Raw genomic sequence first — 18,242 nt, 5'->3', positions numbered from 1 at the left:
GGAACGGTTGCTGCCTAGACGTTCAGCAGCAGGTGTTCACGCTCCCAGGGGGAGATCACCTGCAGGAATTCCTCGTATTCGCTGCGTTTGACGATGCCATAGACGCGCGCGAACTCGGGGCCGAGGATTTCGTGCAGTTCGGTGGCCGTATCGAACAGATCCAGGGCCTGGCCCATGACCTGCGGAATATCGCCTTCGCCCTCGTAGGCATCGCCCTTGAACTGGCGGCGCGGGCGCTCCTCCTGGATCAGGCCAAGATAGCCACAGGCCAGTGACACGGCGATCCCCAGATAGGGATTACAATCCATGCCAGCGAGTCGGTTTTCCACCCGGCGGGCCGAGGGGCTGGACAGCGGTACCCGGATGCCGGTGGTGCGGTTGTCGCGGCCCCATTCCAGATTGATCGGCGCGGCGTGATCCTTCACGTAGCGGCGGTATGAATTCACATAGGGTGCCATCACTGCGATCCCGGCGGGCAGGTGGTTCTGCAGACCGGCGATAAAGTGATAGAAGGCGTCGGTTTCACCGCCCTGGGGTCCGGAGAAGATGTTCTCTCCGGTGGCCTTGTCGATGATCGAATGGTGGATATGCATGGCCGATCCGGGCTCATTCTCGATCGGTTTGGCCATGAAAGTGGCGAAACAGTCGTGGCGCAGTGCGGCCTCACGGATCAGGCGTTTGAAGTAGAAGACCTCATCCGCCAGTTTCACTGGATCGCCGTGGCGCAGGTTGATTTCCAGCTGCCCGGCGCCGCCTTCCTGGGTGATGCCGTCAATCTCGAATCCCTGTGCCTCGGCGAAATCGTAAATATCGTCGATCACCGGGCCGAATTCGTCCACGGCCGTCATGGAATAGGCCTGTCGCGCCGCCGCGGGGCGACCCGAGCGGCCCATCATCGGTTTGATCTCATGGGCCGGGTCGACGTTGCGGGCAACCAGGAAGAACTCCATCTCGGGGGCCACCACCGGCTCCCAGCCTTTGTCGTGGTAGAGTTGCACAACGCGTTTCAGCACATTGCGGGGCGAGCAGGCAATCGGGTTGCCGTCGCGGTCAAAGGCATCGTGAATGACCTGAAGCGTCCAGTCCCCGGTCCAGGGCGCCGCCGTGGCGGTGGTCATGTCGGGATAAAGCGTCATGTCCTTTTCGATGAAGCCATCCTCGTCTGCGGCCTCACCCCAGTCCCCGGTAATGGTCTGGTAAAAGATGCTGTCGGGCAGGTGGAAATATTCCTGCTTGGCGAATTTGGTGGCCGGGACAGCCTTGCCGCGGGCGATGCCCGGCAGATCCGAGATAACGCATTCCACCTCGTCAAGACGACGGCCCTCCAGGTAGGATTTGGCGGCGTCGGGAAGCGTATCGAGCCAGGCGGACATCAGGTCCTCTCTTTCTTCAAAAACTCTGCGAGGAAGGTTGCGATCTTAAGGTTGTCTACGGGGGTGCTGAGGCCTGCGGCGGCGCGCTCCAGAATGGGGTCCGGCACTACGCCGCGGCCGCGTTTCTCGATCAGGCCCTGTACGAAACTGTTGGAGAATTCGGGGTGGGGCTGCACGGTCCAGATGTGGTCACCGTAGGCCAGAATTCCGTTTTCGCAGAAATCGTTGCCGGCCAGCACCCGGGCGCTTTTGGGGCGGGTCACAACCTGATCCTGATGCCAGGCGTTCAGGGTCACCGGCTGGCCGTCCTGTTCATAGGTCACATGACCCACCGCCCAGCCGCCATCGAATTTGGCGACCTTGCCGCCGAGGGCCTGTGCGATGATCTGATGTCCGAAACAGATCCCTGCCATGGGGCGTTTCGCGGCGTCGATCTTGCGGATCAACTCCTCTAGCGGCGGGATCCAGTCATGGTCTTCATAGGCGCCGTGTTTGGATCCGGTGATGATCCAGCCGTCCGCCGCATCGGGACCGTCCGGGAACGCCCCATCGACTACGGCCCAGGTTTGAAATTCAAAACCGTGCCCGGCCAGCAGGTCGCAGAACATCTGGTCGTAATCACCTGAGCTGTCGATCAGGTCGTCCGGGGCATGGCCGGTTTGCAGAATGCCGATTTTCATGGGTCACCAAATTTGATCAAATTTATTGTAGCCGAGCCATAAAGGCCAGGCAAGGGATCATACCGCTTCGAGCCAGGACAGCCAGTGGCTCTCTTTAGGGCGGCGGGCGAATTCCTCCAGTTCCTGCCGTTTTGTCATCACCAGATTGCGGATCGCGGTTTTTGGCAGGATGCGGGCGATGATGGGATCGCTCTCGAACAGGTCGATTGCTTCCTGCCATGTCGCGGCAAGCTGCGGCAGGCCCTTGATGTCATAGATATTCCCACTCGAGGGGGCAGGCGGCTGCATCGCGTCCTCGATCCCGACAAGGGCCGCGCCAAGTACAGTGGCCAGCATCAGGTAGGGGTTGATGTCCCCGCCTGCGGCGCGGTGTTCGATCCGGCGCGCCTTGGGGCTGCCGCCGGGAATACGGATTGCGGCGGTACGGTTTTCATAGGCCCAGGCCGCGCTGGTCGGTGCATGGGCGCCGGGGATCAGCCGGTCATAGGAATTGCCGTGGGGCGCAAAGATCAGGGTGCTGGCAGGCATGGCGGCCAGACAACCGGCCACCGCGTTCAGGAGCAGCTCGGACCCGGCGTCGGTGCCATTGTCGAAAATGTTGTTTCCAGCCTCATCGACCACCGAGAAATGCACGTGCATGCCATTGCCGGCTTCCTCGGCATAGGGTTTCGCCATGAAGGTCGCCGCAAACCCGTGTTTGCGTGCCAGACCTTTGATCAAGGCCTTGAACAGCCAGGCATCGTCGGCGCAGCGCATGGCATCCTGATGGTCGAGGTTGATCTCGAACTGGCCGAGGCCGGCCTCGGAGATGGCGTCCTTGGCGGGAATGCCCATCGCCTCGGCGCCCTCGTAGACATCGGAAAAGAAGGCGTCAAAGGCATCAAGCTCGGCCACCGACAGAACCGATTGCTGGTCCAGCTCGCGTCCGGTGAGCGGATCAATCGGCGGGCCGGGTTGGGCACCGCCATCATCCACAAGGTTGAATTCCATCTCGGTGGCGGCAACCACACTCCATCCCCGCGCCGCATAACGCTCCAGGACATGAGCCAGAACCTGACGGGGGTCGCCCATGAACGGCGTTCCATCCTCAAGCATCATGGTCATCGGAACCAGGGCGGACGGCGTGCTCAGCCAGGGCATGGGCACGGCGCCCCGGTCCGTGGGCAGCAGGATGCCATCGGCATCGCCGGTCTCGAACACAAGCGGGCTGTCTTCGATGTCGCGCCCCCAGATATCCACGTTGAGCACCGAGACCGGCATCCGCGCGGTGCCATCATCCAGCTTATGTGCTGCGCTTGCGGGCATGCGCTTGCCGCGCATCTGTCCGTTCATGTCACAGGCGGCAATGCGGACGGTTCTGAGGCCGGACAGGTCCATAGGGGGCTCCATTGTTTCTGACCATAGTTCTACCCGAGCCGCGTAAAGACGCAATCAAAATTTGATCAAAAATTGTCGCAGCCGCGCCTGCGCACAAAAAATGGCCCCCGAAGGAGCCATTTTCAAAGTGCTATTCCGTGGCGGCGTTCAGCGGATAAGGCTTGGCCTGAACCGCATTTTGACCCGTCTTTCCTTCGGTACGTGCCGGTTCAGTCTTTTGTTCACAAGGCCAAACAGACCTATGATCAAAAGCGTCAGCAGGATGAAATAGAAGGCCAGGATCGGATAGGGCACAAAGGGGTTGAAGGTCTTGTCCGCAAAGTAATTCGCGTAATAGAGCGCATCGCCCTTTTGCCGCCAGGCTGGGAAGCCGGAGAAGAAGACCAGCGTTGTGGCGTGGAACAGGAAGATTGCCTCATTGGTGTAGGACGGCCAGGCGAGACGCATCATCGTCGGCCACATGATGCGCCGGAACCGGTGCCAGCCCGACAGGCCATAGGCATCCGCCGCCTCGATATCGCCCTTGGGGATTGATCGCAGCGCACCATAGAAGATCTCGGCGCTATAGGCCGAGGTGTTAAAGAACAACACCACCAGCGCCCCCAACCAGGCCGAGGAGAAGGCATCAAGGATGGGCGAGAAGCCCTTCATTTCCAGGAACAGGAAATAGGCAAAGAAGAACTGGATGAAGAGTGGCGATCCCCGGAAGACGAAGATGAACCATTCTGCCGGTTTGCGCCAGACCGCGGACTGCGAGTTTTTTGCCACCGCCAGAAGGTTGGCAAAGAAGAAGCCGGTAATCACCGCAAGGGTGCCGAAATAGATGTTCCAGATCATCCCTGATCCGATCAGGGTGAAATGTTCGCACAGGGTGAAATCACTGCGCGGCAGCAGGCGTTCCCCGTAACCAAGTGAGCGGAAGGCGTAGGCCTGAATGGTCTCGATACAGCTCATTTGGCTTTCCTCTGCGCTTCACCGCCCAGGGTGGCTTGCCCATGCGACAGGCGGGTCGTGATCCGGGCCAGCACCACCTCTGACACCTTGGTAAAGGCGAGGTAGAAGACCAGCAGCGCCAGGAAATACCACATGCGCCAGTCGCCGTGCGGGTAATCGGTGAACTTGGCCGTCTTGGAGCCGCCCAGTTCACGCGCCCAGTAGACGATATCCTCGACGCCCAGAAGGAACAGCAGCGGCGTCGCCTTGATCAGCACCATCCAGAGGTTCGACAGGCCGGGCAGGGCATAGGTCCACATCTGCGGCACCTGAATGCGCCAGAAGGCCTGCCTGCGTGTCATGCCATAGGCCTCGGCGGTTTCGATCTGCGGTCGCGGCACCGCGTTCATCGCGCCATAGAGCACGTTGGCCGCAAAGGCGCCGAACACGATAGCGAAGGTCACCACCGCAAGGGAGAAGCCGTAGACTTCGTGGATCCACTGCGGCGAGGTGCCCAGCGGCATCTTGGCGATGTCGCAGACCAGAAAATCGCTGCCCTGGCGGATCGGTTGATCCCAGTCCGGGCATTTGACCTTGTGGCGCAGCCATTCAATTCCCTGATCCAGCGCGATGACGAAGAATAGGAAGAAGGCAATGTCGGGCACACCGCGCACGATGGCGATGTATCCCTTGCCCAGCCAGGACAGGGGCGGGAAGTGAGAGCGGGCTGCAATAGCGCCACCAAAGCCGAACAGGAGCGCCAGCGGCGCAGTGATGGCGAGCAGCAGCAGGACCGTCCCGAAAGCGAGATAAAATCCCATGTGCTTTCCGGTGGTCAGGTAACATGACAGCCACTGGAGGCCCTCCAGGGTGGCCGGGTCTGAGCAATAGGAGAAAATGGCTGACCTCGTCGTCTATGTCACCCGCATCCCTCCTGACGGAGCCGGATCATGCGCGCAACGGGGGGAATACAGCAAAGGGGAGCAGTGCCCCCCTTTGCCAGTCTCTTGGAAAGGGCAGGCGTGGCTTACCAGGTGCCGCCGACTTCCCATTTGGTGATCAGCTCGTTCAGGCTGCCGTCTTCCTTCATCGAGGTGATGGCGGCGTCGAACTTGCCGCGCAGCTCGTCATCGCTTTCGCGGAAGGCCATGCCGATGCCACCGCCCAGCGGTACATCGTCACCGACGAAGACCAGGTCAGAGGCTTCGACTTCCGGCTCCAGGTAATCCTTGTCGGCCAGAACGGCGTCAGCTTCGCCGGATTTCACGGCTGCGATGGTTTCATCCGGGGTCGGGTATTCCACCAGGGTCGCGCCGGTGTCGACCACGTGGTTGGCCTGGATGGTTGCGGTCTGGGCGGCGATGATGCCACCGGTCAGGTCCACATCGCTGGACATCGCGGCATAGGCCGAGGGCGACGGCGGTGTGTAGCCTTGGGTGAAGTCGACGACTTCTTCACGCTCTTCGGTGATCGACATGCCCGCGATGATCGCGTCGTAGTTTCCCGAGGTCAGGTTCGGGATGATCGAATCCCAGTCGTTGGTGACCCATTCGCAGGTCAGCTCGGCGCGTTTGCACAGCTCGTCACCCAGCTCGCGCTCGAACCCGTCCACTTCACCCTTGTCGTTGATGAAGTTGTAGGGAGGGTAGGCGCCCTCGGTGCCCAGACGCACGGTATCTGCCAGTGCCACGCCTGCGGTCAGGGCCAGGGCGGCGGTGCCGAGAAGAATGGATTTCATGAGTATACTCCCGTTTTGGTTGGTTATTGGTCGTTTTATTGGTTTTAGCGTTTGGTCGAAGACAGGAAAGCCTTCAGTCGTTCGGATTTGGTGTTGCCAAAGACCTCGGCCGGGGTGCCTTGCTCCTCGATCAATCCCTGATGCAGGAACACGACGTGATCGGAGACGTCCTCTGCCATCTTCATGTCGTGGGTCACGATCATCATGGTACGGCCTTCGGCGGCCAAATCCTTGATCACCTTGACGACTTCCTGCTCCAGTTCCGGGTCGAGCGCCGAGGTGGGTTCGTCGAACAGCAGGGCTTCGGGCTCCATGCACAGAGCGCGGGCGATGGCGGCGCGCTGCTGCTGGCCACCCGACAGTTGCGCCGGGTAAACGTCGCATTTGTCGCCGATGCCGACCTTGTCGAGATATTTGCGCGCAGAAGCTTCAACCTCGGCGCGGTCGCGTTTCAGCACCGTCAGCGGCGCCTCCATCACGTTTTGCAGGATGGTCATATGGGACCACAGGTTGAACTGCTGGAACACCATCGACAGGTTGGTACGGATGCGCAGAACCTGTTTTGCGTCGGCAGGGCGACGGCTCAGGCCGCTGCCGACCCATTTGATCGGCTCGCCCTTGAACAGGATTTCCCCCTGCTGACTGTCTTCCAGAAGGTTGCAGCACCGCAGCAGCGTCGATTTGCCAGACCCGGATGAGCCGATCAGCGACACCACGGCGCCGCGCGGGGCGGTGATGTCGACGCCCTTGATGACCTCCAGATCGCCATAGGATTTATGCAGACCGCGCATCTCCAGAACCGGAGTGGCGTCGGGTGCAGTTTTGCTCGCAGGCGTTGCTTTGGTCGTTGTTTCGGTCAAGGTGCGCGTCGTCCGGTTGGATAAAATTTTGTCTTATTGGACCCAAAAAAAGCCGAATTGCAATGTTCAAACCGCACAAAGATCCGTGGTTTCCTGCGAAACGGTCAGGCCTGCCGACAAAACGGACAATGCATCAGGCCTTGGCGCGGGCGCGGATCTTTTGTCCGGTCAGCACTGGGCCGGGCGGTGTCGGCACCGCCAGATAATCGGACATGGGAATTTGTACGATACCCTTGAGGTGCAGCGTCGCCAGCGTGTCCTCGTTGAGGTTGGAAATCGCGGTTTCAATCGCCTTGAACAGCACGTCCGGAGCGTTCCCGATGGCCGTGATAAAGGGCAGGCCGGGGGTCTCCGCGGTGCGCTCAAAGGCCTGAAGGTCGGCGGCGAAATCGTCGTATTGCTGCATCAATTCCCAAGATAGGATATCAAGGGCGGCAAAATCGGCGCGCCCCTCTGCCACGGCCAGAGCAGACTCCCGGTGGCCACCAGTCTCCAGCAATTCGCCGGGCAGCATGCCTTCATCCTGCATATGGATCAGCGGTCCGGCCCAGCCGGATTGCGACAGGCCGTCGTTATAGGCAAAGACCTTGCCATCAAGCTGGCTCAGGCGGGAGAGATCTGCATCTTTGCGGGCAACAAAGACGCTGTAGTAATGCCCCGGCGCGCAGCCTGCGTGGCCGTAATCGGCGGTCCCGATCAGCTGTACCTCGCCGTATAGGCGGGTGCGCAGCGGGCAGCCGCAGGTCTGGGCCAGCACCAGGTTCTTTGCCGTCCAGGCGCTCCAGGGATCGCTTTTGCGGTCCAGCGTCTCCGGGACGTCCCATTCGCCGTCCAGCGCCTCACGTATTGCCGCCCAAAGACGGTCATTGGCCTCGGCGGTTTCCGGGCGGTCGTACATTCCAAGAAAAGCAATCACAGTGCAGCCTCCGCACGTTGTCTGGCCAGGGCGCTGTCCCGGTCGTTCACCCCAAGCAGGCTGGAGGAGAGCCGGAGCAACGTATCCTCGCTGTCATCTCTGTGGCCGTCAGCCAAGGCGACCATCCACAGCGCCTCGATCACCGCAGTACGGTCCTCATAGCGTACGGCATCCTTGATGGCGCGGGTGAAACGGACGGTGTCGGGGGCTTCGGCCTCCATCGCCTCTGCCTCTTCGCGCAGCAGGATCGCGCCTCCCATGTCCAGCCCGTAGCGGGATTGGTTGATGCGGTCGATCCGGTCCTTTTCCTCTTCGGAGTAGTTGTGATCCGATCGTGCGACGCGCACCAGAAGGGCGCAGAGGGCCAGTCGGGCGTCCTCATCCGCGAGGGTGACCTTCGCGGGGGACAGAAGGCGGTTCAGGAGGTCCTGGAACAAGTCTGAGTTTCCTCTGAGGCGTTGGCGAGTTTGCGGCGCGCCCGCTCCCGCGCGGTTTCGTTGTCGGCATAGGACAGGCCCATGGCCTTGCGGGCGTCTTCCACAATCTTGACTTCGCCCTCGTGTTCGTCGCCATCCGCCAGCACCACTTCCCACAGGGCGTCCAGCGCGGCGAGCCGTTCGTCAAGCCCGGTGGTTTCGCGGATCAGGCGGCCAAATGTATCGGTCTCGGGCGCTGCGGCGTGCAGTTTTTCGCAGCTGGCGCGCACCTTGGCCGCTTCAATGGCGTTATGCTGATATAACCGCGCCAGAATCCGGTCGATCAGGCTGATCTCTTCCAGCTGATATTCCCGGTCGGACTGCGCCACGCGCACCATCAGCGCCCCGAGGGCCAGTTCAGCGTCGGGATCCGGCAGCGCAGGGGGCTGCGGCGGGCGGAAGGCTTGAAAGAGCTTTTTGAGCATGAGATCAGGATACCCTGCAACGCCGGTGGGGCCAACAGTTTCTAACCGTCGTAGCCTTCGATGATTTCCATGTCGCCGGTCGAGACCGGATCGCGCAGCGCTTTGGCGTCTTGATAGGCGACCGAGTCGTAGCAGGCCTTTGCGGTGTCGAAATCCTTGAATTCGATCACGACCGTACGGGCGCGTGTTTGTCCTTCGCGGACTTCTTTCGCGCCGCCGCGCACCAGGAATTTCGCGCCGTATTCGGCAAAGGGCGCCGCGTTGGCCGCCACGTAGTCCTTGTAACGCTCCATATCGTCAACATCGACATGGGCAACCCAATATCCCTTTGGCATTCGGAATCCTTTTTGTCTTTTTGATAAGCTGAAACAGAAGCGACACAAAAACAATGGCCGCCTTGGCCTGAATTTCCCCGTTCGGTTCCGGAAAATCTAAAAAATTCGTTAAATAACGGGGTTGCGCCTAGTGAAAGCCGCCCGTTTTGCGCGGGCGGCTTCAAGGGGTATGTCAGCCGAGTTCAGAAAGGCGGGCAAGCGCCTCTTTGATCTTGGTTTCTTCCTCTTCGCGGGCGGCAAGGTTCTCGCGCGCTTCTTCCACCACCTCATCGGGGGCGGAGGCCACGAACTTCGGATTGTTCAACCGTCCGCGCAGGCCGCCAAGTTCCTTGGCCAGTTTGCCAAGGGTTTTCTCAAGGCGTGCCTTTTCCTCGTCGATGTCGATGATATCGGCGAGCGGCAGGCCGAAGGAAGCGCCGGGCGCCGAGATCGAGACACAGCCCTTCGGCAGGCTGTCGACCTTGGTCAGGCTGTCGATCCGCGCAAGGCGTTTGATCAGCGCCTCGTTGCGGTCCCATGCGGTTTGGGCGGCCTCGTCGATCTCGGTCACCAACATGGCGACCTTGAGGCCCGCAGGCACATGCATCTGGGCGCGGGCAGAGCGGGTGTTTTCGATCACCGAGATCACCCAGTTGATCTCCCGGTCGGCCTCGGCATTGACCAGGTCAGCGGCGGCGTAGGCGGGCCAATCAGCATGCACCAGCATCTTGGTGCGGGTTCCGGTCTGGCCCCACAGCTCTTCGGTGATGAAGGGCATGATCGGGTGCAGAAGGATCAGGCACTGATCCATGACCCAACGCATGGTCTCGCGGGTCTCGGCCTGGGCTGCGGCGTCTTCACCCTGCAACAATGGCTTGGACAGCTCCACATACCAGTCGCAGACCTTGCCCCAGACAAAGGCGTAAAGCGCCTGCGCCGCATCGTTGAAGCGATAGGCCTCTAGCGCTGCGTCCACTTCCTCACGCACGCGGGCGGTCTCGCCGATGATCCAGGCGTTGACGGCCTGCGCGGGCTTCAGATCGGCCACATCGGTCTGCGGCACCGCATCGGTGAAGACCCCGTTCATTTCGGCAAAGCGGATGGCGTTCCACAGCTTGGTGCCAAAGTTCCGGTAACCGGCGATCCGCTGCATATCGAGTTTCAGCACCCCGCCGAGGCTCGCCATCGCCGCATTGGTGAAACGCAGCGCATCAGCGCCGTATTCGTCAATGATATCCAGCGGGTCGATGACGTTGCCGGTGGATTTCGACATCTTCTTGCCCTTGGCGTCGCGCACAAGGCCATGCAGGTAAACAGTGTCGAACGGGATCTGATCCACGACGGCCAGCTGCATCATCATCATGCGGGCAACCCAGAAGAACAGGATGTCCTGCCCGGTGACAAGCGTCGAGGTCGGGAAGTATTTGCCCAGTTCCTCGGTTTGTTCAGGCCAGCCCAGCGTGCCGATTGGCCACAGACCGGAAGAGAACCAGGTGTCGAGCACATCGGGGTCACGCCAGACCGGGTAGACCAGTTTGGTCGGATCCTGCGTGGTTTCATACTCGGCCAGCGCGGCGGCAAAGGCCTTGACCGCATCGGCGCGGGTTTCGACTTCAACCACCTGCGCGTGGTTCAGCGGCGTCGGCAGGCCAACCAGAATGTCGTCGAATTGCGGTTTGACGCTGTCGAAATCAGCGGCGCAATGGCGCGGCTCTTCGCCGATCAGCAGCTTCTGCTCCCACATCAGGCGCAGGCTTTCGACCAGATCAAGCGCGCCATCGCCCTCGTCATCGGTGAACCCTTCACCGGAGAGGTCAAAGCCGTACCAAACCGGGATCTGGTGGCCCCACCACAGCTGGCGCGAAATGCACCAGGGTTCGATGTTTTCCAGCCAGTGGTAATAGGTCTTCTCACCCGACTCCGGCAAGATCCTGACGGTGCCGTCCTTCACGGCCTCCAGCGCCGGGCCGACGACCTTTTCAGCGTCCACGAACCACTGGTCGGTCAGCATCGGTTCGATCACCACCTTGGAACGGTCGCCGAAGGGCTGCATGATCGGCTTGTTCTCGACCAGCGGCACCATGGTTTCGACAAGGTTGCCCTCGTCGTCCGTCTTGGCCTCTTTCACCATCACGGCGAGACCTTCGTCGGTGATCTGCTGAACAACGGCCTTGCGGGCCTCGAAGCGGTCCAGACCGCGCAGGTCCTCAGGCACCAGGTTGATGGCGTCGGCTTCGGCCTCCGAAAGGGTCTGCTCGCCCTTGGCGACGGCCATGGCCGTGGTTGCGGCCTCTTCGTAAGGCGCACCATCGGCACGCATCGCGCCCTTGGTGTCCATCAGGCGGTACATCGGGATGCCGCCGCGCTTGGCCACCTGGTAGTCGTTGAAATCATGTGCGCCGGTGATCTTCACCGCACCCGAGCCGAAGTCGGGGTCGGGGTATTCATCGGTGATGATCGGGATTAGGCGGCGGTGTTCCTTGGGGCCGACCGGGATTTCCACCAGCTTGCCCACGATGGGGGCATAGCGCGCGTCATCGGGGTGCACCGCAACCGCGCCATCGCCCAGCATGGTTTCGGGGCGGGTGGTGGCGATGGAGATGTAGTCGCGCTCTTCCTCGAGCGTGACATTCCCGTCCTCGTCCTTTTCGACGTAGGTATAGGTCGCACCGCCCGCGAGCGGATACTTGAAGTGCCACATGTGGCCTGCGACCTCGATATTCTCCACCTCAAGGTCGGAAATCGCGGTCTCGAAATGCGGGTCCCAGTTCACCAGCCGCTTGCCGCGGTAGATCAGGCCCTTGTTGAACATCTCCACGAAGACCTTGATGACGGCATCGTGGAAGTTGCCCTCTTCGCCTTCCGGGGCACCGGGGGCGCCGGACATGGTGAAGGCGTTGCGCGACCAGTCACAGGAGGCGCCGAGGCGTTTCAGCTGATTGACGATGGTGCCGCCGGACTGGCTTTTCCAGTCCCAGACCTTTTCCAGGAACTTTTCCCGGCCGAGTTCGGCGCGGGAGGGCTGCTGGTTCTTCGCCAGTTCGCGTTCCACAACCATCTGGGTGGCGATGCCGGCGTGGTCCTGTCCAGGCTGCCACAGGGTGTCAAAGCCCTGCATGCGTTTCCAGCGGATCAGGATGTCCTGCAGCGTGTTGTTAAAAGCATGGCCCATGTGCAGGACGCCGGTGACATTGGGGGGCGGGATCATGATGCAATAGGTGGAAGCCTCGGGCTTCGCGTTTGCGCCTGCCTTGAAACAGCCCGCCTCTTCCCAGGCCGCGTAAAGACGGCTTTCGGCTTCGGCTGCGTTGAATGTCTTTTCCATCGCCATCGGTTTGGTCCTGCGTGCGTGTCATTTTTCGTCGCGTTCTCCCATATAGAACGGGGCGGCAAAGGGAAAGTGCCAAGGCGGGCAGGAAAATAAGGCAGGCGGGGGGAATAATGCGGGTTTTGGCGCCGTCAACGCGCGGGGCGGTAACGGTGGTTTAACTCTGAGCCGCTAGGGTGATTTATGAAGAGAACAGCGGGTCCTCCCCTCGGTCCGCCATTCACGAGACGCCCGGCCAGACTTTGATGCGGATGCCCGCAAAGTCGGCCGGGCGCACTATTTTGGGCACCCCGTAAATTCTGTAAATTCTGTTTTCACCGGTGTTGAAGGATGGGCGCGGCGCTTAGCCCCGGCTGCCGCTGCGGTCCAGTTTGGTCGATAGGTGGATCAGGCTTTCTGAAGAGCGGACGCCGCGCGCCTCGCCAATGCGGTCGATGGTTTCGTCCAGTTCATCCGTGGTTTGGGCCACGACCTGCGCCAACAGGTCGAACCGGCCCGAGGTCGTATGCACCACTTCGACCCCCGGAAGGCTGCGTAGACGGGCCAGAACCTCGGGGCCGCTGCGGGGTTCGATGGAGATCAGCACCGTCGCCTGCAGGGGAGGGCGCACTGCAGGGGAGATTTTCAGCGTGTATCCGGCGATAACGCCCAGCGTTTCCAGCCGTTCGATCCGGGTTTGAACGGTGGTGCGCGCAAGATTGAGGTGACGCGCCAGTTCGGCCACCGGGCGGCGGGCATTGTCGCGCAATAGCGCCAGAAGTTGTTGATCTGTTTCGTCTATCTGCATTTTTTTGTGCCATAATGACGGAAATTTTCGTCATAATATCAATATTGACGGGGGAAATCGACGCGCTACTGGGCGAAAATGCAAGAAAACCGTCAATCGGCACGCAGTCCGTCCAACAAGGCTTTGATCTTATGCAGCATATTCCCCCGCTCTGGCTTGACCCCGAAACGCATCTTGCGCGGCGGCAGCCGGATCATCCCATCCTCTATTTCTCGCCGCGGGTGCTGCACGCGGTGGCGGACCGGTTTCTGACCGGCTTTCCGGGGCTGGTGACCTATGCGGTCAAGGCGAACCCGCATCCGGCGGTTCTGTCCAATTTGGTGGCCGCCGGGGTGTCGGCCTTTGATGTGGCATCGCCTGCGGAAATGGAGGCGGTGCGCGCCGCCAGTGCGGATGCGGTGATGCATTACAACAATCCGGTGCGCTCGGATGTGGAAATCACCGCAGGTATTGCCCACGGCGTGGCCAGCTGGTCGGTGGACGAGGCAAGCGAGCTGGACAAGCTGGCCGATGTGTCGCGCGACTGCGAGATCGCGGTGCGCTTTGCCTTGCCGGTCGAGGGCGCAGCCTATGATTTCGGCAGCAAATTCGGTGCCGCCCCGGAAGAGGCGATCGCGCTGCTGCAACGGGTGGCGGCAGAAGGCTGGACACCGGCTCTGTGTTTTCATCCCGGCACCCAATGCGAGGATGCCTCGGCTTGGGTCGAATATATCCACGCCGCACGCCGGATCGTCGATGCCGCCGGGGTAAAGGTGGCGCGGCTGAACGTCGGCGGTGGCTTTGCCGCCAACCGCGATGGCGTGGCGCCGGATCTTGAGACGGTGTTTTCCGCTATTGGGACTGCGGTTCGCGATGCCTTTGGTGACGCCGCGCCAGAGCTGATCTGTGAGCCAGGCCGGGCGATGGTGTCTGAGGCCTTTACCCTGGCGGCCCGCATCAAGGGGCTGCGCCAGGGCGGCGGTGTGGTCTACCTCAACGATGGGATCTATGGCGGGCTGGTCGATATCCGCGACATGGGTTTGCCCGGGCGCGTGACCGTGGTCAGCGCCGAGGGGCAGCACCGGTCGGCGCCGCGCAAACCGCGCATCGTGTTCGGCCCGACCTGCGACAGCCTGGACCGTCTTCCGGATGGTCTGCCGTTGCCCGAAGACAGCGTCACAGGCGATTATGTGCTGTTCCCCGGGCTTGGTGCTTATTCTTCCGCCATGAGCACGCAATTCAATGGCTATGGCCTTTCGGATGTGGCCACCGTGATCGAGCTCTCTGGACAAGCTGGCACGCGAGGCTAATGTCGGCCCCAAAGCAGCACTGAGCGCGCGAAGGGGATGAGCATGGAAAAGTTCGGAAAAAGCCAGCCGGTGAAACGGGTCGAGGATGTCCGGTTCCTGACGGGACACGGCCGCTATATCGAGGATTCTGCGCCCCAGGGCGCCTTGCGCTGCTGGGTTCTGCGCAGTCCTGTGGCGCATGGCACGATCACCCGGCTGGACGTCGAAGACGCCCGCGCCGCCCAGGGCGTGCAGATGGTGGTGACCTATGCCGACTATCTTGAGGCGGGTTATGACACCGGAATCGATGGCATCCTGATTAAGAATCGCGACGGATCGGGCGCGGCGGCACCGCATCGGCCGATGCTGGCCCATGATCGCGTGCGTCATGTGGGCGAACCTGTGGCGGTTGTTGTGGCCGAAACCATGGATCAGGCCCGCGATGCCGGAGAATTGATCGAGCTGGAAATCGACGACCTGCCGGTGAAAATGGACATCGCGCCGGGCGGTGAGCCGCTGCACCCGGATGTGCCGGACAACCTCGGCTTTGACTGGGGCATGGGCGATGAGGCCGCAACCGAAGCCGCCTTTGCCGAGGCGGCTCATACCGTGGCGCTGCAAGTCGAGGACAACCGGGTCATCGTCAACTCGATGGAGCCGCGCGGCTGTTTTGCCGAATGGAAGGACGACCGTCTGCATTTCACCTTTGGCGGGCAGGGCGTCTGGGGCGTCAAATCCAACCTCGCCAATAAACTGCGCCTTGAAGAAGAGCAGGTACATGTGGTGACCCCGGATGTGGGCGGCGGCTTTGGCATGAAATCGCAGCCCTATCCGGAATATTATGCTGTCGCCCATGCGGCAAAGGTTCTGGGACGGCCGGTGCTTTGGGTTGGGGACCGAACGGAATCGATGCTGTCGGACAATGGTGGGCGCGATCTGACCTCGCTGGCGGAACTGGCCTTTGATGCGGATCTGAAGATCACCGCCTATCGGGTGAACACCCGTTGCAACCTTGGCGCTTATAACGCGCCTTTTGGCCAGATCATCCAGACCACCCTGTTCAGCCGTGTTCTGGCCGGGGTCTATGACATCCAGACCGCCTGGTTGCGTGTCGAAGGGATCTATACCAACACCACCCAGGTTGATGCCTATCGCGGCGCGGGCCGCCCCGAGGCGATCTATGTGCTGGAGCGGGTGATGGACCGGGCCGCGCGTGAACTTGGCGTTGATCCCTGGGAGCTGCGGCGCCGCAATTTCATCGCCCCGGCGGCCTTTCCTTATGCCACCGTCACTGGCGAAAGCTATGATGTCGGTGATTTCAACCGGGTGCTGAGCCGCGCCGCGGAAGAGGCTGATATGGCAGGCTATCCGGCCCGCAAGGCTGCAGATGCAGCATCGGGCAAGCTGCGGGGCGTCGGCCTGTGTTACTATATCGAAAGCATTTTGGGTGATCCTTCGGAAGGCGCGGAAGTGGAGTTTCTGGAGGACGGCCGGGTGAATATCTATGTCGGCACGCAAAGCAACGGACAGGGGCATGAAACCGTTTATGCGCAGTTCCTTGCGGATCAGACCGGCATTCCTGCAGACCAGATCCAAGTGGTGCAGGGCGACAGTGACCTGATCGCCAAGGGCGGCGGCACAGGCGGGTCGCGTTCGGTCACCACGCAGGCCAATGCCACCCTTGCCACCGTCGATGCGATGGTCGCGGCCTTTACGCCTTTCCTCGCCGATGAAATGGGTGTCGAGGAAGACGCAATCGAATTTGATGGTGAAACCTTCCGCGCGCCGGGATCCAACGTTACCCCCACCGTACTTGAAGCGGCCGAGATGGCCCGCGCGCAGGGCCGGACCGAGTTGCTGCGTCACTCGGCGCGGGCCACGCTGCCGGGGCGCTCGTTCCCGAACGGGGCTCATATCTGCGAAGTGGTGATCGATCCGGAAACCGGCGCGTCCGAGGTTGACCGCTATACTGTGGTGGATGACTTTGGTAACCTGATCAACCCGGCGCTGGCCGAAGGGCAGGTGCATGGCGGTGTTGCGCAGGGCCTGGGTCAGGCCATGCTGGAACATGTGGTCTATGACGAAGAGGGGCAGCTGCTCACGGCAACGTTCATGGACTATGCCATGCCACGGGCGTCAGATATGCCAATGATCGGCTTTGCGACCGAGGCCGTGCCCTCGACCCAGAACCCGATGGGGATGAAGGGCTGCGGCGAGGCCGGAACCGTGGGCGCCATGGCGGCGGTCGCCAATGCGGTGCAGGATGCGGTCTGGGCACGTGGTGTGCACCAGATGGACATGCCGTTCACGCCGTTGAAACTATGGGAAGTGCTAAGGGATGTCTCTGTCGCAGCTGAGTAAACGTGTCTTTGGATGGCTCGGGCGGCCTTTGCGGTCCGAGCATTCCGCCGAGACCGCGCTGCGCGGGCCGCAGGCCCATGTGATCATTCTGGACGGGACCATGACCTCGCTGCGGCCGGGCCATGAATCCCATGCCGGGCAGACTTACCTTCTGTGCAAGGAGGTCGGCCCGGAAGTTTCCGTATTCTACGAAACCGGCGTGCAGTGGACGGGCTGGTCCAGTGCGCGGGATGTCATGGTGGGCACTGGGATCAACCGGCAGATCCGTCGTGCCTATGGCTATCTCGCCTCGCGCTACCGGCCTGGCGACAGTATTTTCCTGATCGGATACAGCCGCGGGGCCTATGCGGTACGCTCATTGGCCGGGGTGATCGGCGAGGTGGGCCTGCTGCGGCCCGAACACGCCACCGAACGCAATATCCGCACCGCCTACCGCCATTACCAGCAGGGGCAGGACGCGGAGATCGCGCGCGCCTTTCACGATGCCTATTGCCACGCTGAAACCCAGATCGAAATGATCGGCGTCTGGGATACGGTCAAGGCACTGGGCTTTCGTCTGCCGGTGCTGTGGCGCTGGTCCAAGGACCCGCATGGCTTTCACAATGATGAATTGGGCCCGCATGTGAAGAATGGCTATCATGCGCTGGCGCTGGAGGAGACCCGCGACGTCTTTGCTCCGGTGCTGTGGTCCTGTCCCGACGGGTTCAACGGCCGGGTGGAGCAGATGTGGTTCCGCGGCGCCCAAGGGGATGTGGGCGGGCAGCTTGGCGGTTTTGAGGCGGCGCGGCCGCTCGCGAACCTGTCGCTGGTCTGGATGCTGGAAAAGGCCGAGGATTGCGGATTGCCGCTGCCGCAGGATTGGCGCATGCGGTTCCCGGTGGATCCCGGCGCGCCATCGGTCGGCACCTGGCGCGGCTGGGGTAAGATCTTCTTGCTGCGCAGTCGCCGTCCGGTGGGCAAGGACCCGAGCGAGCGTCTGCACAGCAGTGCTAAGGGTTTTGTGATCAAGGAAAAGCGCTCGGCCTGGCGCCTGTTCTGGCCCTCGCGCGCAGCACGCTAAGCCTTCGTGTTGATCAAGGGGCGTGGAGGAATGCTTTCCTATGCGAATAGAACGCTTTGATTTAGCAGATAGCTACGAAGCCGAGTGTCAGATCAGTGAGGAACACCAAGTTGGGGATATCTACCATCGACGTGGAAACCGAGTAGGAAGTGGCGCCACACTGACACCGGTTGCCCGGTTTTTTGTCTGGCGTCCTGACTACTCGGAAGGGGTAAATCCGCACTGGCGCGTTGATTGTTACGTAAAGAGGCATCGCTTGTCTGGTGCCCCCGAAAAGCTAGGGAATGTCCCGATCGATGTTGAAAAGCGTTTCGGGCGACGCTGCGGATTTCATGGTTATGCGGCC

17 protein-coding genes are annotated in these 18,242 nt (G+C 61.4%); 4 read left to right on the top strand and 13 right to left on the bottom strand.

The annotated features are described in order from the left end of the window. Window positions 1-14 precede the first annotated feature (14 nt). The 13 genes from C6W91_RS18490 to C6W91_RS18430 all read right to left on the bottom strand — a co-directional run bounded on the left by C6W91_RS18490 (window position 15) and on the right by C6W91_RS18430 (window position 13,207). Window positions 15-1,373: a glutamine synthetase family protein gene (locus C6W91_RS18490; RefSeq protein WP_065270694.1), complete on the bottom strand. Its 1,359-nt coding sequence runs from the start codon at window positions 1,371-1,373 to the stop codon at window positions 15-17. Then, entirely contained in the window at window positions 1,373-2,053 is a 681-nt protein-coding gene (locus C6W91_RS18485; RefSeq protein WP_065270693.1) for a type 1 glutamine amidotransferase, read from the bottom strand. The genes C6W91_RS18490 and C6W91_RS18485 overlap by 1 nt, the downstream gene beginning before the upstream one ends. A 57-nt stretch (window positions 2,054-2,110) precedes the next feature. Beyond that, on the bottom strand, window positions 2,111-3,430 hold the full coding sequence (locus tag C6W91_RS18480; protein ID WP_274832548.1) for a glutamine synthetase family protein: 1,320 nt from the start codon (window positions 3,428-3,430) through the stop codon (window positions 2,111-2,113). 147 nt (window positions 3,431-3,577) lie between these two features. After that, the gene (locus tag C6W91_RS18475; protein WP_274838510.1) at window positions 3,578-4,384 is read right to left on the bottom strand and encodes an ABC transporter permease; all 807 of its coding nucleotides are present in this window, start codon (window positions 4,382-4,384) and stop codon (window positions 3,578-3,580) included. Beyond that, on the bottom strand, window positions 4,381-5,262 hold the full coding sequence (locus tag C6W91_RS18470; protein WP_082995986.1) for an ABC transporter permease: 882 nt from the start codon (window positions 5,260-5,262) through the stop codon (window positions 4,381-4,383). The genes C6W91_RS18475 and C6W91_RS18470 overlap by 4 nt, the downstream gene beginning before the upstream one ends. A gap of 128 nt (window positions 5,263-5,390) precedes the next feature. Then, a complete protein-coding gene (locus tag C6W91_RS18465) occupies window positions 5,391-6,101 on the bottom strand; it encodes a transporter substrate-binding domain-containing protein (RefSeq protein ID WP_065270690.1) in 711 nt (236 codons plus the stop codon). Window positions 6,102-6,145: 44 nt separating this feature from the next. Further along, window positions 6,146-6,892, bottom strand: coding sequence for an ABC transporter ATP-binding protein (locus C6W91_RS18460; protein WP_065273507.1), 747 nt, complete (start codon window positions 6,890-6,892; stop codon window positions 6,146-6,148). 202 nt (window positions 6,893-7,094) lie between these two features. Continuing rightward, window positions 7,095-7,877, bottom strand: a complete 783-nt coding sequence (locus C6W91_RS18455; protein WP_370571320.1) for a phosphate/phosphite/phosphonate ABC transporter substrate-binding protein — start codon at window positions 7,875-7,877, stop codon at window positions 7,095-7,097. Continuing rightward, window positions 7,874-8,314: a TerB family tellurite resistance protein gene (locus tag C6W91_RS18450; RefSeq protein ID WP_065270688.1), complete on the bottom strand. Its 441-nt coding sequence runs from the start codon at window positions 8,312-8,314 to the stop codon at window positions 7,874-7,876. The genes C6W91_RS18455 and C6W91_RS18450 overlap by 4 nt, the downstream gene beginning before the upstream one ends. Further along, window positions 8,296-8,778: a TerB family tellurite resistance protein gene (locus C6W91_RS18445; protein WP_065270687.1), complete on the bottom strand. Its 483-nt coding sequence runs from the start codon at window positions 8,776-8,778 to the stop codon at window positions 8,296-8,298. Before C6W91_RS18445 ends, C6W91_RS18450 begins: the two co-directional genes overlap by 19 nt. A gap of 41 nt (window positions 8,779-8,819) precedes the next feature. Next, window positions 8,820-9,113, bottom strand: a complete 294-nt coding sequence (locus tag C6W91_RS18440; RefSeq protein ID WP_065270686.1) for a DUF1330 domain-containing protein — start codon at window positions 9,111-9,113, stop codon at window positions 8,820-8,822. A 172-nt stretch (window positions 9,114-9,285) separates the two neighbouring features. After that, window positions 9,286-12,423, bottom strand: a complete 3,138-nt coding sequence (locus C6W91_RS18435; RefSeq protein WP_274838512.1) for a valine--tRNA ligase — start codon at window positions 12,421-12,423, stop codon at window positions 9,286-9,288. Between the two features lie 340 nt (window positions 12,424-12,763). Further along, window positions 12,764-13,207 (bottom strand): Lrp/AsnC family transcriptional regulator, encoded by a 444-nt coding sequence (locus tag C6W91_RS18430; protein ID WP_274835675.1) that lies wholly within the window; start codon window positions 13,205-13,207, stop codon window positions 12,764-12,766. A gap of 131 nt (window positions 13,208-13,338) precedes the next feature. Between C6W91_RS18430 and C6W91_RS18425 the strand changes: the two genes are divergently transcribed. The 4 genes from C6W91_RS18425 to C6W91_RS18410 all read left to right on the top strand — a co-directional run. After that, window positions 13,339-14,496, top strand: coding sequence for a type III PLP-dependent enzyme (locus C6W91_RS18425; protein WP_274838513.1), 1,158 nt, complete (start codon window positions 13,339-13,341; stop codon window positions 14,494-14,496). 42 nt (window positions 14,497-14,538) lie between these two features. Continuing rightward, window positions 14,539-16,836 (top strand): xanthine dehydrogenase family protein molybdopterin-binding subunit, encoded by a 2,298-nt coding sequence (locus tag C6W91_RS18420; RefSeq protein WP_274838514.1) that lies wholly within the window; start codon window positions 14,539-14,541, stop codon window positions 16,834-16,836. Continuing rightward, window positions 16,814-17,896, top strand: a complete 1,083-nt coding sequence (locus tag C6W91_RS18415; RefSeq protein WP_370571317.1) for a DUF2235 domain-containing protein — start codon at window positions 16,814-16,816, stop codon at window positions 17,894-17,896. Before C6W91_RS18420 ends, C6W91_RS18415 begins: the two co-directional genes overlap by 23 nt. 40 nt (window positions 17,897-17,936) lie before the next feature. Beyond that, the coding region (locus tag C6W91_RS18410) for a hypothetical protein (protein ID WP_370571316.1) at window positions 17,937-18,242 on the top strand (306 nt) is incomplete at its 3' end.

Origin of the sequence: Phaeobacter sp. SYSU ZJ3003 (assembly GCF_041300735.1) — a bacterium.
In the GTDB taxonomy this organism is placed as follows: domain Bacteria; phylum Pseudomonadota; class Alphaproteobacteria; order Rhodobacterales; family Rhodobacteraceae; genus Phycobacter; species Phycobacter gallaeciensis_A.
The sequence above is the reverse complement of the archived record's forward strand: the minus strand, read 5'-3'. Positions and strand labels throughout refer to the sequence as shown.